14 protein-coding genes are annotated in these 15,497 nt (G+C 61.0%); 5 read left to right on the top strand and 9 right to left on the bottom strand.

Annotated elements, in window-relative coordinates; translation table 11 throughout:
- Window positions 1-9 precede the first annotated feature (9 nt).
- Window positions 10-621 carry a GNAT family N-acetyltransferase gene (locus ACXAIC_RS16105; protein ID WP_475181834.1) on the bottom strand — a complete coding sequence of 204 codons (612 nt, stop codon included), beginning with the start codon at window positions 619-621 and terminating at the stop codon, window positions 10-12.
- A gap of 44 nt (window positions 622-665) precedes the next feature.
- Complete coding sequence (locus tag ACXAIC_RS16110; RefSeq protein WP_475181839.1) at window positions 666-983, bottom strand: heavy metal-binding domain-containing protein; 318 nt, start codon at window positions 981-983, stop codon at window positions 666-668.
- Between the two features lie 48 nt (window positions 984-1,031).
- On the opposite strand from ACXAIC_RS16110, the gene ACXAIC_RS16115 reads away from it, so the two are divergent.
- The gene (locus ACXAIC_RS16115; protein WP_475181842.1) at window positions 1,032-1,568 is read left to right on the top strand and encodes an EAL domain-containing protein; all 537 of its coding nucleotides are present in this window, start codon (window positions 1,032-1,034) and stop codon (window positions 1,566-1,568) included.
- A gap of 60 nt (window positions 1,569-1,628) precedes the next feature.
- Here the strand turns inward: ACXAIC_RS16115 and ACXAIC_RS16120 are convergent, their stop codons facing one another.
- From ACXAIC_RS16120 to ACXAIC_RS16135, 4 genes are all read right to left on the bottom strand, one after another.
- Window positions 1,629-3,155, bottom strand: coding sequence for a YifB family Mg chelatase-like AAA ATPase (locus tag ACXAIC_RS16120; protein ID WP_475181848.1), 1,527 nt, complete (start codon window positions 3,153-3,155; stop codon window positions 1,629-1,631).
- A gap of 280 nt (window positions 3,156-3,435) precedes the next feature.
- Complete coding sequence (locus ACXAIC_RS16125; protein ID WP_475181853.1) at window positions 3,436-3,672, bottom strand: hypothetical protein; 237 nt, start codon at window positions 3,670-3,672, stop codon at window positions 3,436-3,438.
- A gap of 101 nt (window positions 3,673-3,773) precedes the next feature.
- Window positions 3,774-4,970, bottom strand: a complete 1,197-nt coding sequence (locus ACXAIC_RS16130) for an MFS transporter (RefSeq protein WP_475181858.1) — start codon at window positions 4,968-4,970, stop codon at window positions 3,774-3,776.
- Window positions 4,930-5,976 carry a hypothetical protein gene (locus tag ACXAIC_RS16135; protein ID WP_475181862.1) on the bottom strand — a complete coding sequence of 349 codons (1,047 nt, stop codon included), beginning with the start codon at window positions 5,974-5,976 and terminating at the stop codon, window positions 4,930-4,932. The genes ACXAIC_RS16130 and ACXAIC_RS16135 overlap by 41 nt, the downstream gene beginning before the upstream one ends.
- Before the next feature lie 176 nt (window positions 5,977-6,152).
- Between ACXAIC_RS16135 and ACXAIC_RS16140 the strand changes: the two genes are divergently transcribed.
- Window positions 6,153-7,061 carry a LysR family transcriptional regulator gene (locus ACXAIC_RS16140; protein ID WP_475181867.1) on the top strand — a complete coding sequence of 303 codons (909 nt, stop codon included), beginning with the start codon at window positions 6,153-6,155 and terminating at the stop codon, window positions 7,059-7,061.
- 247 nt (window positions 7,062-7,308) lie between these two features.
- Window positions 7,309-8,130: a cyclase family protein gene (locus ACXAIC_RS16145; RefSeq protein ID WP_475181871.1), complete on the top strand. Its 822-nt coding sequence runs from the start codon at window positions 7,309-7,311 to the stop codon at window positions 8,128-8,130.
- 299 nt (window positions 8,131-8,429) lie between these two features.
- On the opposite strand, the gene polA is transcribed toward ACXAIC_RS16145, so the two are convergent.
- The 3 genes from polA to ACXAIC_RS16160 form a co-directional block, all read right to left on the bottom strand.
- Window positions 8,430-11,405 (bottom strand): DNA polymerase I, encoded by a 2,976-nt coding sequence (gene polA / locus ACXAIC_RS16150; protein WP_475181873.1) that lies wholly within the window; start codon window positions 11,403-11,405, stop codon window positions 8,430-8,432.
- 56 nt (window positions 11,406-11,461) lie between these two features.
- The gene (locus ACXAIC_RS16155; protein ID WP_475181877.1) at window positions 11,462-12,493 is read right to left on the bottom strand and encodes an acyltransferase family protein; all 1,032 of its coding nucleotides are present in this window, start codon (window positions 12,491-12,493) and stop codon (window positions 11,462-11,464) included.
- A 180-nt stretch (window positions 12,494-12,673) separates the two neighbouring features.
- On the bottom strand, window positions 12,674-13,204 hold the full coding sequence (locus tag ACXAIC_RS16160) for an FxsA family protein (protein ID WP_475181882.1): 531 nt from the start codon (window positions 13,202-13,204) through the stop codon (window positions 12,674-12,676).
- Window positions 13,205-13,545: 341 nt separating this feature from the next.
- On the opposite strand from ACXAIC_RS16160, the gene ACXAIC_RS16165 reads away from it, so the two are divergent.
- Both ACXAIC_RS16165 and mltA read left to right on the top strand, forming a co-directional pair.
- Window positions 13,546-14,268, top strand: coding sequence for a Tim44/TimA family putative adaptor protein (locus ACXAIC_RS16165; protein ID WP_475181886.1), 723 nt, complete (start codon window positions 13,546-13,548; stop codon window positions 14,266-14,268).
- Between the two features lie 2 nt (window positions 14,269-14,270).
- Window positions 14,271-15,494, top strand: coding sequence for a murein transglycosylase A (gene mltA / locus ACXAIC_RS16170; protein ID WP_475181889.1), 1,224 nt, complete (start codon window positions 14,271-14,273; stop codon window positions 15,492-15,494).
- Window positions 15,495-15,497: the final 3 nt, after the last annotated feature.

The following is a 15,497-nucleotide window of genomic DNA, read 5'->3' on the forward strand; positions in this document are numbered from 1 at the left end:
GAAAGGATGCTATGTCTTCTCTGCAGCCCGGCCGATCCGCTTTTCCATGCGCGTTGCCGCCGAAAAACCGAAAACATGGCGAAGCGGACCGGTTTTTTCCTCTGACACTGCCTCAAACCCCATCCGTTCATAAAGGGCCCGCGCCCGGGGATTGGTGTCGACCACATCCAGGCGGACCTTCTTCAGCCCGTCCTGGGCCGCCTTGTCAAACACACTTTGCAAAAGCGCGCTGCCAATGCCCTGGCCACGGGCGGCGGCACTGACAAAAATGCCGTCCATCAGCAGCCCGTCCGGTTCCACCGTCCGCTCCAGGCCCTCCAGAAGCAGCGCCCGCCAGAGTCCTCCAAGGGCACCATAGGTGCTGCATAGCTGCCCCAGCGATCCATCGGTCAAGGCCCCCTCTCGGGTCTTGAAGCCTGCAAGACCCAGCAAGGTGCCGTCGGGCGCACTGGCTCCGATTGCAAAGGCCGGGTCCAGGACCGCCTCCAGAAACGCAAGCGCCCTGGGAGCCGGCCGCAGGACAAAGCCGAGTTTGCCCGCAAAGGCGTCCCAGAAGAGCTGCGCCGCCGTCCCGCGCTGGTCTTCGGAAAATCCTGGATGCAGCAGAAAGGTGTCAGGCATTGGTGAGGCACCGCCTTGCCGCCGGGCTTCCGTCACCGGCGGCCTCAGCGGACAATAACCGCCGTTCCAGTGGCACTGACCATCAGCATGGAGCCATTCTGGCCCACGGTTTCATAGTCAAGATCCACGCCGATCACCGCATTTGCCCCCATGGCCTGTGCCTGCTGACACATTTCGTTGATTGCAATGGTGCGCGCCTTAGCCAGCTCTTCCTCATATGCGCCGGACCGGCCTCCAACGATATCGCGAATTCCGGCGAACAGGTCCTTGAACAGGTTCGCGCCGAGAATGGCCTCCCCGGTGACAAGGCCCTTATAGTCCAGATCCTTGCCCTGAACGGTGTTGGTGGTGGTCACGAGCATCGGGGTCTCTCCTCATGTGAACTCTGCCGGACAATAGGTCTTTGAGACATGGGTCTGATTCGCTCTGTCTTCAATCTGGCGGAGCAAAATCTCCGGGACCCCCACCTCGCGGACCATATTGTGGCAAGCTGCCAGCGCCTGAACGTCGCCCCGCAACAGGTCAAGTTTGAAGTTACCGAACAGGCCCTCATCCGGGACATTCAAGCGGCGCGGGAAATCATGAGCACGCTTGGCCAACACGGGTTCCGCTTTGCGATTGACGATTTCGGCATCGGCTATTCCAATATGCTGACCCTCAGCCGCCTGCCGTTTCACACGCTCAAGATCGACAGGTCCTTCACCCAGGACGTGACCGGCAACCCGGAGACCCGGACCATTGCAGCCGCAATGATCAAGCTTGGCCAGGCCCTGAACCTTGATGTTGTCGTGGAAGGGGTGGAAACGGACGAGCAGGCCAGGATCATGCGGGAGCTCGGCGGCCACATGGCCCAGGGGTATCTTTATGAACGCTCCGGGACGCTTGCGTCCCTTGATCTTCAAGGCCATGCCAAATGCAGCCTCCAGAAAGCGCCGTCCCGCACCTGACAGGGTCTCACCACCGGCTGGACCGGCGGCCTTTCCCGCCCCTTTGTTCAAGGAGTGCTGTCACGCCGCCTGCCTTGACACATCCCGGCCCCGGTAGCTGAGGGCTTCGGCAAGGTGAATCCGGCCGACCTGATCCTTCGCATCCAGATCCGCCAGCGTGCGGGCCAGTTTGAGAACCCGGTGATAGCCCCGGGCGCTGAGGCGCAGCTTTTCAGCTGCATCGCGCAGGAACGCCAGACCCAAAGCGTCCGGCTGAGCCATGGCCTCCACGGCAGCGGCAGGGGCCTGGGCATTGGTGCGGCAGAGCAGACCCAGGTTCAAGAAACGGTCTTCCTGCAGGCGCCGCGCCTCGGCCACCCGTGCAGCCACAGCCGCAGACGGTTCCGCCTCTGCCGGGCCGATCAGATCGGTGGCGGTGACGGCCGGAACATCGATGCGCAGATCGATCCGGTCCAGAAAAGGCCCGGAGACCCGGGCCTGATAGTCCGCGGCGCAGCGCTCACCCCTCCGGCACTGGTGGCCCGGCTCGCCCGCATGACCGCAGCGGCAGGGGTTCATAGCCGCGATCAATTGAATGCGCGCCGGATAGGTGACCCGGTGATTGGCCCGGGCGATCACCGCTTCGCCGGTTTCCAGGGGCTGGCGCAGACTGTCGAGCACTTGCGGGTTGAATTCCGGCAGCTCATCCAGAAACAGTACGCCGTGATGGGCCAGAGACACTTCACCGGGCCGGGCGCGCAGCCCGCCGCCCACAAGGGCGGCCATGGAGGCGGAATGGTGCGGCGCCCGGAAAGGCCGCCGGTCGGTGAGCTTGCCTTCTGCCAGCTCCCCGGCCAGCGAAGCAATCATGGAAACTTCCAGAAGCTCGCGCGGGGTCAGCGGCGGCAGGATGGAGGGCAGGCGGCTTGCAAGCATGGATTTGCCCGAGCCGGGAGGTCCGGTCATAAGCAGGTTGTGGCCTCCGGCCGCTGCGATTTCCAGTGCCCGGCGGGCGCTTTCCTGGCCCTTGACCTCGGCCAGATCGGGCAACGGCCCGGTATTGCCCTGAAGCTTTGCCGCCGGGCGGCTGAGGATCTGCGTGCCCTTGACATGATTGGCCAGCTGGATCAGCGAACGGGGGGCCAGAATGTCCATGTCCGGATCGGCCCAGGCGGCTTCGCTGCCACTGGCCTCCGGACAGACCAAGCCCTTGCCGAGCCCGTTGGCGCCCATGGCCGCAGGCAGGACACCGGCGACAGGTGCCAGTGTGCCATCCAGGGCCAGCTCTCCCAGCACCACGTACCCCTCCAGAAAGTCCCCCGGCAGGGCGCCGATAGCGGCCATCACCCCAAGCGCAATGGGCAGATCGTAATGGGACCCTTCCTTGGGCAGATCGGCCGGAGCCAGATTGACGGTGACCCGTTTGGCGGGCAACGCCAACCCGGAGGCAGAGAGGGCGGCCCGCACCCGCTCCCGGCTTTCGGCCACCGCCTTGTCGGGTAGGCCCACAATGGTAAAGGCCACCATGCCCGGGCCGACATGGACCTGAACATCCACCGGCACCGCCTCGATGCCCTGAAAGGCAACCGTCGTGACCCGAGAGACCATAGCCTGTCCTCACCCTTGGGAGCGTGTCGCGTTCATCCGGATTCAAATTGTTTCGTCTTTTGCGTTGAAATCTCTGATTCCAGACAGCGGCAGGCACCTGATTTGCTGAAGTTGCGCCAGGAAGGGAACCATAGTGATGCGGGAGAATCAAGAACAAAAATGGAACAAATTTGCCTATGTCAAGGCCTTGTCTGACCGGGAGCTTCTCAACCGGCCCGCAGTTCCGGGAGATGGTATTGAAGACGCGACATCTTCAAACCCTTCATGACAATCAGACTGCTCAGGAGGCGAAAACGCGGAACGCGCTGGCCGTTTCGCTGTTCTGGGAAGCCGCCACCAAAACCTGTTCCAGATAGGCCGGGATCTGAAAATCCGCGCTTATGGTCAAGCCGTTCAGCTCAAGCCAGTCCGACAGGAGCGCAATCATCTTGTCCGGGTCTTTTTCAAACATGGCGCGGCACAGCTCTGTATCGAGCTGGCGCTCCTCCGTCTGCAGCTTGGAAACGATCATCGGCATGTTCACACTTTACTACTATAACGTGCTGTTATGATGCCTGCGTTTTGAGGCAAAAACCAGACGATTGCGGTTATGCCGCTCTGCGACATCATAATTCGCTGTTATGTATTCCTTAAGGTGATCCCCTGCGCAGGCGGCCGCAGGACCGCCATCCCGCAGCACAACAGGCCCGAGCCGGCAAACAGCATCGTATGGCCCAGAACCGGAATGGCAAACCCGCCCACAACAGGGCCGACCGCCTGGCCAAGCGAAATCAGGAAAAATGTCAGGCCGAAACCGATGGATGGGGCATCCCGGAAAATGCGCATGCTCCACATGCCAAAAACGGCGGTCATGACGATGAAGCCGGAGCCGAAAAAGGCAGCGGAAACATAAATGCCATAAGCAATGCCGATCAGAAGCGGCAATGTGGCGATTGCCGAGCCGACGACAAGAGCCAGAACCCAATAGGTGGTAGTCAGACCCCAGCGGTTGACCAGGCCGCCGGCGAAACATCCGGTGACCCCGGCCATGCCGAGCACGATCCAGAACAAAATGGCGTCGCGCCCGTTGCCGGTCAGCGCCAGTAGAAGTTCCACCGCATAGGTCCAATAGACGGCAGAAAAGATCCCGAACAGAAAGGCGGCCACAAACAGGGGCCTGGCCACCGTTTGCAACAGAAAGCGGGGCGACAGGGCCGCTCTGGCATTGGAGGCCCGAAGCCCCTGCCGGGGCAAGGTCCACAGATTGCAAAAGGTGATCAGCAGGGCGAGCCCGGCAAAGACGAACCAGGCCAACCGCCAGTCTTCCCCGGCAAACAGCGCCAGCGGCCCGGCCAGCGCCACCCCAAAGCCCGTGCCGGAATTGATCCAGGCATAGATGGCGTTCTGGCGGTGCGGTTCCGTGTGCCGCACAATCACATCGGAGAAGGGTGGATAGGCGAGCCCCGGGCTGGTGCCCGCCAGAAAAACACCAACAGCAAGGGTCCAGGGATCGGGCGCGGCTGCAATGATGGCCATACCGGTGGCAGCCGCCAGACCGCCGAGCAGAATGGGCAGCCTCGGGCCGAACCAGGTTGACAGGCCGGAGCCCAGAAATGTGGCCAGCAGATATCCGGCATAGGACAGGCCCGCAATCAGGCCAACCGTTTCCGTAGACAGACCGAATTCCAGCCGGATCTCGGGCAGGAACAGACCAAAACAATAGCGGGCCAGCCCATAGGTTGCCGCGACAATGGCCAGACCCGCGACCGTGAGGCCGCGGGCTTTCCGGGCCGCTTCATGCCCGGCGGGAGAGCTGGAAGTGAAGTGTCTCGTCATCGGTAAAGGTCTCACCGGCAATCGTGAAAGATCCACCTTGCTCTCTGTAACGTCGATATTGGTCGAGAGTGAGTTTCAGGCAGAAGTTGGAGACGTGCAAGGCTCTTGTTTTGGTTGTGGTTGAAAATTCCTCTCCGAGGATCGCCACTTGCGCCGTCTCCCCGCCCGCAAACGGAACCGGCAGCACGAAGAAGCGGTTTAGGGTGGGCAGGCTGCTGTCCACTGCCTGTTCAAAGGCAATCCTTGAGAAGCGCTGCATGGCCCGGTGGGAATAAAAGGCCGGAATCCGGTCACGGTGATGTTCAGTATAGAGCTGGCTTTCCGAAAGGAGCAGATCGCCGGGCCGGGCGATCTGTTGCAGCCATTCATTCACGACGAAGGGATCGTCATTGCCTTCCTGAAAGCCGAGCATGGTGATCACTGCCGCCGGGGCACCGCTGCCGCGCCCCGGCCCAGCCACATCGCTGAGACGGAACTCTTCAAAGGAACAGGTGACGAATTGCAGCGGCGTTCCGGGCAGAAGCTCTTCCAGCGCCGTGCGCATATGCGCCACCGACATGGGGTTGATGTCCACGGCGATATAGCGCTCGATCCTGACCCCGAGAGCCTGAAGGGTTTTCACGATGACACCGGTTTTGACCGGTTCCGGCCCCAGTTCAACATAGATCAGGGGTTGTCCGGCGGCTTCTGAGGCAATCTTTGCGCAGATGCGGTCCAGCGCATCCTTGAAGGACATTCCCTGCGGACGCAACCGGCCGAGCGTGTCAGAGGCAACGCCCACCTCGTTCAACTCCCGCATGAGCTGGAAAACCTCGTCCAGGTGGCCGGTGTCTTCACCTGGCTCCCCATCGGCTGCATATTTGACCCGGTTGTCCTGAGTGACGATGCGGTCGAGGCTGAATTCGGTATGGGAGGCAAGGGACCGGTGCACCCTGGCTTCAAGCGACAATGTGGCTGCGGCCACACGCTCTGGTTCTGACTGACTGACAGGAAACGCAAGACTCATTTCGGGAACCCATTCTGATGGCGGGACTTCACGGTTTACGGGACTTTGGCAGGTGCATAAAATTTATAATTGAACAACTTCATAATGGAACGTTATGCTCGCGACCAAGGCGATCACCCCTTGGGAAAACCCGCCAGATCTGATCAGGATCCGGCCTGAAAGCGGGATGACACAGAATGACAATCGGCCGTTTCAACATTGAGTTGCTGGAAGCCTTTGTCGCCGTAGCGGAAGCTGGCAATGTGACCCATGCAGGCGGGAAGTTGAACCGCACCCAGCCTTGTGTCAGCACCCAGCTTCGGCGCCTGGAAGAACGGGTCGGCAAGCCCCTGATTGAGCGCACTGCGCGCACCATGAACCTGACCCCCGCCGGACGAATTTTGTATCAGCATGCCACGGAAATCCTGAAATCACATGAGGAAGCCCGGCTACGCCTGTCCGCCCCCGAATTGACAGGCACGGTGCATGTCGGCCTGCCGGAATGGTTCGCAACCGGCCAGCTTCAATCGATTTTCTGCAACTTCGTGCGCATCCATCCCAACGTCAAACTGGAAATGACGGTGGCCGACAGCGCAACCCTGCACGAGATGCTGTCCCAGAACGAGATCAATCTGGCGATCGCCCTTGTGCCCCAGGGCAAACCGGAACCCGCCGGGATCGTGGAGGAGCAGCTCCATTGGGCCATCAGCGATGACTGCGCCCTGACGGACCCGCTGCCTCTGATCCTGTTTCCCGAGCCTTGCCCATTCCGTGAGCTTGCTTTCCGGGCCCTCGCCAGCTCCGGCCGCCACTGGTACGAGCGTATCACCACAACAAGCGTTGCCGCTGCCCAGGTGGCCGTCACTTCGGGTGCCGGTGTCTGCTGCCTGCCCTCCGGCGCCATTCTGGACGGCTTCCGGCTCCTGCGCGATCAGGACGGATTCCCGGCCCTGCCCTCTGCAGAGCTTGCCATCTACACCCCGTCCAAGGCCCGCTCGCCGATTGTCGATTATCTGGAAGAGCACCTGACCAAGCTTCTGGAAAGCGTCATCACGCCGCGCTCCGCCCTTGCCGGGAAAAATCAGCCGGATCTCCGGGTCATCTGAACCAGGCCTATAGCCCCGTGCGGTTCACCGGATTTGTGTTCCGCTGACTGAAATTCAGAGTGTTCAACGCAAAAGAAAAACCAGAGTGCCTCCATATGAAAGCCACAGGCATCAAAGCACTCGGGTAGACGCTAGTCTCTGACTGTTTCCCCGGCACAAGATGACGGCGATTGATCAACTTTTCGACTGGCCTTTTTGGAAGTCCCTTGGCAGCATTCTCTTGAAAACAACGAGAGAGAGTGGTGTCATGTGTGATCTTTGTGTTTTGAACTCTGTCAAAGAGCGGATGTTATCCCGGAGGGACTTTTTTAAAGCGGCTGCGGTCAGTGCCGGAGTTGCTGCCTGCGCGTCGGTCTCCGGGGCCCTGCCTGCCCTTGCCGAGGTTCCGTCAACAGTCACGGACATGACCCACGAGCTCCATGACGGCTTTCCGACCTTTGCTGGAGGGCAGCAATTCTTTGCCGAGCAGCTGACCGAATTTGCCAAGGACGGCTACAATCTGTTCGACATGCGGATCAATGAACATACGGGCACCCATCTGGATGCGCCGTTACATTTTTCCGCTGATGGCCATTCGGTTGCCGAAATCCCGGTGGCCAACCTTGTCGCACCGCTCTGCATTGTCGACATCAAGGCGAGAGCCGCCGAGAGCGCCGATGCGCAAGTGACCCCGGACGACCTGAAAGCCTGGATTGCCGCAAATGGCGACATTCCCAAGGGCGCCTGTGTGGCCATGAATTCCGGCTGGGACGCCCATGTGGCCACGGAGAAATTCCGCAATGCGGATGCGGACGGCGTGATGCATTTCCCCGGCTTTCATCTGGAAGCGGTGCAAATGCTGATGGATGAGGCGGATGTGGCCGGTATTGCCGTCGACAGCCTGTCGCTTGACTTCGGCAAGTCCGCCGATTTTGCGGTTCATTATGCCTGGCTTCCCAGCAACCGCTGGGGTCTGGAATGCATCGCCAATCTGGATCTTCTGCCTGCCAGCGGCGCCACGCTGATTGTCGGCGCCCCGAAAAACCGTGGCGGCACCGGCGGTCCTTCCCGCGTGATGGCACTGGTCTGACCCGCGTCTTTCACTCCCAAAGCACAGCCCCGGCCTTGCGCCAGGGGCCTTTCTACGGCTGGAGACGGTCCCGGCGCGAGGCCGGGACGACAGATACGTGTACTACCAAGTGCAGTTGATCGCGACCCGTTTGACCGGGCCGGGGTCAGCCCATATCCCTGCCCAAAGCCCCGGCTCTGGCCGGGCTCTGGCGCTGTCAACACAAGCCGCGTTGTATCGGCTTTGCCTGTCGCAGCCTGAAATCAACGATCTCAACGCGCAAGACACAACAGCCTGAAACCGGATGAATGCGGCGCGCTCTAATGCGCCTCGTCCCAATTGTCTGCTGCACGGGCATCGACCTGGAGCGGAACGGACAGTTTCAGAACCGGGTCGCAAGCATTTTCCATGACGTCCCGGACCACGGGCAGGGTCGCCTCGACCTCGGCGTCCGGCACCTCGAAAATCAGTTCGTCATGGACTTGCAGCAGCATCTGCGCGCTCAATCCGGCGGCAGACAGCCTCTCTTCCATGCGCACCATGGCCCGGCGCAGGATGTCGGCGGCCGAGCCCTGGATCGGCGCGTTGATCGCCGCCCGTTCATAAAAGGCACGCATGTTCGGGTTCTTGGTGTTCACTTCCGGATAATGGGCCTTGCGGCCGAAGATCGTGGTGACACAGCCATCCGCATGCACCTGTTTCTTGACCGCTTCCATATAATCCTTGATTCCCGGGAAGCGCTCGAAATAGGTCTTGATATAGTCGCCCGCCTCGCCACGCGAAATGCCGAGCTGGTTGGCAAGGCCGAAGGCGGAAATGCCATAGATGATGCCGAAATTGATCGCCTTGGCCTGGCGGCGCACCATCGGGTCCATGCCCTCTATCGGTGTGCCAAACATTTCGCTCGCCGTCATGGCATGAATGTCCAGCCCGTCTTCAAAGGCCTTTTGAAGCTGCGGAATATTGGCCATATGGGCCAGGACCCGCAATTCGATCTGGCTGTAATCGGCGGAGACAAGCTTGTGGCCCTTGTTGGCCACAAATGCCTGACGGATCTTGCGGCCTTCTTCCGTGCGCACCGGAATATTCTGCAGGTTCGGCTCGGACGAGGACAGGCGGCCGGTGGTGGTCGCCGCCAACGCATAGGATGTGTGCACACGGTTCGTTGACGGATTGATATAGCCGGGCAGGGCGTCGGAATAGGTGGATTTCAGCTTGGAGAGCTGACGCCAGGCAACGATTTTCGACGGCAGGTCATGGCCTTCGGCGGCCAGATCCTCCAGCACCTGGGCAGACGTGGACCAGGCGCCGGTCTTGGTTTTCTTGCCGCCGGGCAGGCCCATCTTCCCGAACAGGATATCACCGAGCTGTTTGGGCGAGCCGATATTGAAGGTCTCCCCGGCCAGCTCGTAGATTTCGGCTTCGCGCGCGGCCATGCCTTGGGCGAAATCTCCGGACAGACGCGACAGCATCTGCCGATCGACAGAAATGCCCCGCTGTTCCATGCGCGCCAGCACCGGCACCATCGGCCGTTCCAGCGTTTCATAGACAGTGGCCATATGTTCGCTGGCCAGGCGCGGCTTCAGGATCAGCCACAGGCGCAAAGTGACATCCGCATCTTCGGCGGCATAGGCGGTCGCCTTGTCGACCGGCACCTTGTCGAAGGTGATCATCGACTTGCCCGAACCGCAGACCTCCTTGAACGGGATCGGCTTGTGGCCGAGCCAGCGCTCGGACAATTCGTCCATGCCGTTGCCGCCCTTGCCCGCATCCACCGTGTAGGACAAGAGCATGGTGTCATCAGCCGGGCCGATATCGATGCCGTGGCGGGTCATGACCAGCCAGTCGTATTTCAAGTTCTGGGCGATCTTCAGAACCGCCCGGTCCTCCAGCATCGGTTTGAGCACCTCAAGCGCCTTGCTCAAGGGGATCTGGTCCGGCAGCAGACCGCCGCCGCCCAGAAGGTCGCCCTCCCCATCCACATGGGCCAGCGGCACATAACAAGCCTTGCCCGGTTCGGTGGCCAGGGACAGGCCGACCAGATCCGCCTGCATGGCATCCAGCGATGTGGTTTCCGTGTCAAAGGCGACATAGCCCTTCTCAGTGGCGGCAGCGCACCATTCCTTCAAACGCTCCACGGTGGTGACCGTCTCATAGGCGCCGGGCGCCACCGGCAGAGCGCCAATGGCCTGGGCCCGGCTTTCCGCAAGGCTTCCCGGTGTCATCAGGCCGTCCACGCCACCGCTTTCGCCACCGGCCGCCGCACCGCCCTGCACGCTTTGGGCCCGCTCGGCCATACGGCCCTTGTGATCGGGCACATCCCAGCCGGGAACCTCGAACTCCGTGGCGCCCACGCCCGCCAGATCCGCGCCGGTGGTCTCCGCCACCCGTTTGGTCAGGGTCGTGAAGCCCATGGCCTTCAAAAAGCCCACTGCCTTGGGGCCGTCCACCTCGGTCACCCCCAGGCTGCCGACAGGAATCTCCACCGGCACATCCTGCTTCAAGGTAACCAGTTGCTTGGACACCCGGGCCTGATCGGCAAATTCGATCAGGTTTTCCCGGCGCTTCTTCTGCTTGATGGTCTCTGCCTGGGCCAGCAGCGTTTCCAGATCGCCGAATTCGTTGATCAGCAGCGCGGCGGTCTTCAGGCCGATGCCCGGTACGCCAGGCACGTTGTCGACGCTGTCGCCCGCCAGCGACTGCACCTCGATCACCTTGTCCGGGCCGACGCCAAATTTCTCAAACACCTCCGGCTCGCCAAAGACCTTGTTTTTCATGGTGTCGATCATGCCGACCTTCGGCCCGATCAACTGCATCAGGTCCTTGTCGCCCGAGACAATCGTCACCCGTGAGCCCTGCTCCGCGGCCTGGCGGGCATAGGTTGCGATCAGATCATCGGCCTCAAAGCCTTCCTGCTCCACACAGGGCACGGAAAAGGCCCGGGTGGCCTCCCGGATCAAGCCGAATTGCGGCACCAGATCCTCCGGCGGTTCCGGACGCTGCGCCTTGTACTCGGGATAGATCTCACTGCGGAATGTTTTCGAGGAATGGTCGAAAATCACCGCGAAATGGGTCGGCTCGTCGCCTTCCTCCGGGGTCAGGCCCTCCTGCAGCAGCTTCCAGAGCATGTTGCAGAAACCGGAAACGGCCCCGACCGGCAGCCCGTCCGGCTTGCGCGTCAAGGGCGGCAGCGCGTGATAGGCCCGGAAAATGAAGGTGGAACCGTCAACCAGAATAAGGTGGTCGTCAGCAGTGAGGGCAGGGAAGGAATCTTGCGTCGACATGGCGCGGATCATGCCTGCCCCACGCGTCTGAGAAAAGTCCTAAAGACAAAAATTCCGGACCGCTCAGCTCACTCAGCCGCCTGCGGCCGGCGCCGGCCAGAAAAGGTGCCGGTCAGATGGGCCCAGGCAGGCCGTTTGAACAGGAACCAGCCCAGGTTTGTCTTGCATATGATCCAGTAGAGGATCACCGGGCTGACCGTGGCGGTGACCGTGACAATCAGCGACACAGTGCCGGTGTCGAACACACCAAGCTTGAGGAGGATCACCCGGGCAAGGCCCATTGGAAAGAAAAACGCCAGATAGATAACAATGGAGTTCTCGCCGAAATGGCGCAGAAAGCCGAGCCTGCCCCAGTTCACAATCAGCGCGCTGGTCAGGATAATCGCACCTGCCCCGGCCACACCGAGGCCAAGGGCAAGCCCCGGAAGATGCGCCCAGCCAAGATAGACAAGGCCGCCATTGATCAGGCTCCAGCCGGACAGATAGGCAAGGCTCACGCCGATCCGCTCCCGCGCCCAGGCGGCCAGACGGAAGATCTGCGGGGCGAAAACATAGCCCGCATAGAAATAGACAAATCGCGCCGCGAATTCGTCGATCAGCAGGATCTGCGTTTCGATGGACGCGATTTGCAGGCAGGCGCCAAAGGCCAGCATGAGCTGCCAGGGAATGCGGGCGTCATGGGCAAGCTTCGTGACCACAAAAAACACCGGCAGCATGTAGATGAACCAGAGCGTGCCGAAGGGCTCCACGAAGCTGATCAGATAAAAGGCAAATGCGCCACCCGCACCCATGTCCTGCATGAAGACAGGCGCCTTGACCATGAACTGGATCGTCATCCAGAGCACATAAAAGTAAGCGAAATGCACGACCTTCCGGTCGAGATAAAGCTTCCAGTCCCGGGTGATGACATTGGACAGGAACAGGCCGGAAATCAGAAAGAAATCGGGCATGCGGAAAGGAGCTGCGAAGGCAACGATCACATGCATCCAGCCTGTGCTGCCTGCTGCGGCTTCCACCCCGAGCACCGAATGCATCATGACGACAAAGACAATGCAGATGCCCTTGGCCGTATCGACCCAGTCAACGCGCCCTGCACTCATGGCCCGCACCTTCCTCCTTGCACCAGACACTCCTTGCCGGGCGAAGCAAGAGCTTTAACCGAAGGCAGTAAATATACTGACTACGGGCGCCCTCACTTTTTAGTGACTGGCGCGGCGGTTTTTCTGCGGGTCCAGAAAGGATCGCAACATACGGCATTGAAGGCTTCGGGCCGAAAGGCTTCAGGACGGCTCACCGCCGGCGCCATCCTTCCACGGGCTAATCCTGGACTGGCCCGGCGCCCGGTCTGTTGCGGCGGGCCCGTCCTGCTTCTCCGACCAGTCCTGCGCGTCCAGATCGACCACATGCTCGTCCGCTCCGTGGCGGCCCGGCCCCGGAGCACCGCCTGGAACAATCACGACGTTGGAGCGGGAAATGATGAAGCTGGCGAGGGCTGCCCGCACCGGCGGCACGAACAGAAGCAGACCGACTGCATCGGTTACAAACCCCGGGATCAACAGCAGAATGCTGGCCAGAACGATCATCGCCCCTTCCATGACCTCATTGCCCGGCGCATGTCCTGCATCCAGTTCGCGCTGCATGCGCATAAGCAGGGAAAGGCCCTGCTGGCGCAGCATCACCGTACCCGCCATGGCGGTCAGTACCGTCAAAAGGATGGTCGGCAAAACACCGATCAGGCCTCCTACCCAGATGAACACAGCGATTTCAAGCAAGGGCAGGAAAATAAGGGCCGCAATGATATAAAGTCCCACGGGACCTCCAACGTCTGATAAGCTGATCCGTCATAAGCTGGGAGTCCAACCTAAACCCTGGGGACGGACCCATGATGAAGGTGATTTGGGTCGTCCGGACTGTTTTTGCCACCAAATCATCTTCATTTTTGTGTCCCTACTCTAGACAGTCACTGGCAGAAATGCGAGCAGCCACTTGCAGGAAAGACAACCATTGCGCAATTTTCAGTATTGCCCTCAGGTCTGGATGCTGGTTCAAGAACCTCCTAAATAAGGTGGTAACAGAAATAGGCTGCGGTCAGCGCGCAGCCGGATGTGCAAGGGGCGGCATAACCTGCCTCCAAGGGTAGCCGGAAGTTAAGATGAATGAGATTTTCGATCCACTGAACCTCCTCCTGATGGGACTGGCGGTTTTTATTCTGTTCAGGCTGAGATCCGTTCTGGGCAAACGCACCGGCAGCGAACGCCCGCCCTTCGACCCTTATTCCAAACCGGAGAAGCCGGGCAACCAGACCCAGGGCCCCGACAATGTCATTCCGATGCCGAACCAGGGTGAGCAGCCGGCCGAAACCCCCATGTCCCCGGCCCCGAACGAGGATATTGTGATCGACAAGATGGCGCCTGAAGGCTCCGCCCTCAACAGCGCGCTGAAGCAGATCCTGTCCGTGGACCGCAGTTTCGAGCCGGAAGAGTTCCTGCAAGGGGCCCGGGCCGCCTATGAGATGATCGTCATGGCCTTTGCCGATGGGGACAAGAAGGCCTTGAAAAACCTGTTGTCTCCCGAGGTGTTTGACGGCTTCGTAGGCGCCATTGAAGACCGTGAGAAGCGCGGCGAGACAATTGACTCCACCTTTGTCGGCATCGACAAGGCCGAAATCGTGGAAGCTGCCCTGAAAGACGCAATGGCCCAGGTGACCGTGAAGATCCACAGCCAGCTGATTTCCGCAACCCGCGATAAGGCGGGCGATGTCGTCGACGGCGACCCGGCCAAGGTCACCGAAGTGGTCGATATCTGGACCTTTGCGCGGGACACAACTTCCCGCGATCCCAACTGGAAACTGGTTGCAACCGAATCCGCAGAATAGACATGCGCTTGAAGACCCGGATGCCGGGGCGGGCGGTCCTGCCCCTGATCCGGCAAAGCCTGAAAGGCGCGGTTCTGGCCGCGCCGCTTTTCTTTGCAGGACCTGTTTCACCCATGGCCTCAAGCGCCAAACTTCCCGACCGGTTTGAAAAAACAGCCTTTTCCGCCCTGCCGGGCTGGGAGAGCAGCGCGCCCCTGGCCGCCTTGACCAGTTTTCGGCGCTTTTGTCCGACCGGCACGGCTGGGACAAACGCGCCAGAGCTGCCCGGATATGGACCAAAGGGCATTGCCGAACTATGCGCGCATCTGCAAGGGGCCGCCCTCAAATCGGACGCAGACGCCCGCCGCTTTCTGGAAGCTTTTTTTCAGCCGTACCGGGTAAAACAGGCCGGGTTCGTCACCGGTTATTTCGAGCCGGAAGTGGCCGCCTCGCGCACCAGAACCGGGGCGTTTACGGTTCTCCTTTTGAAAAAACCGGCTGGCCTTGTGAGCGTTTCAAGCCGCAACCGGCCCCCGGGCTGGCCCGCAGAGCTGAGCCACGGGCGCCGCACCAAGGCGGGCCTTCAAGAAATGCCGGACCGGGCGGCGATCATGGATGGCGCCCTTGACGGCGAAGGGCTGGAGCTGGCCTGGCTTGCCGATCCAGTGGACGCCTATTTCATTCACGTTCAGGGCTCGGCACGCCTGCGGCTGACAGACGGGTCGGTGATGCGGGTCGGCTATGCGGGCAAGACCGGACACCCTTATACGGGCATCGCCCGGCTGCTGGTCAAACGCGGGGAAGGCACTGCGGAGGCGTTCACCATGGCCGGGCTGAAGGCCTGGCTGGCGGCACATCCGGACCGGCGGGACCCGCTGTTCAAGGAAAACCGGTCTTACATCTTCTTTCGGGAAGTGACGGAGACCGGCCCGCAGGACGGGCCGGTTGGCGCTGCCGGGCTGCCGCTGACCGCAGGACGCAGCCTTGCGGTTGACAGCCGCTACATTCCCTATGGCGCCCTGGTCCATGTCTCGGCCGGGATATCCGGATTTGACACAAAGACCAAAGAATTCTCCCGGTTGATGGTGGCCGATGATACCGGTTCGGCCATCAAGGGCCCGGCCCGCGGGGACATTTTCACCGGCTCGGGCAACGAGGCAGGTGCCCTGGCCGGGTCGATCCGCCATCAGGCGGTCTTCACCCTTTTGCTGCCCAAGGCCGCCCCTGCTGACGGGGCCACGGACTAGGCA

Source organism: Roseibium sp. AWQ4_254 (assembly GCF_056161025.1).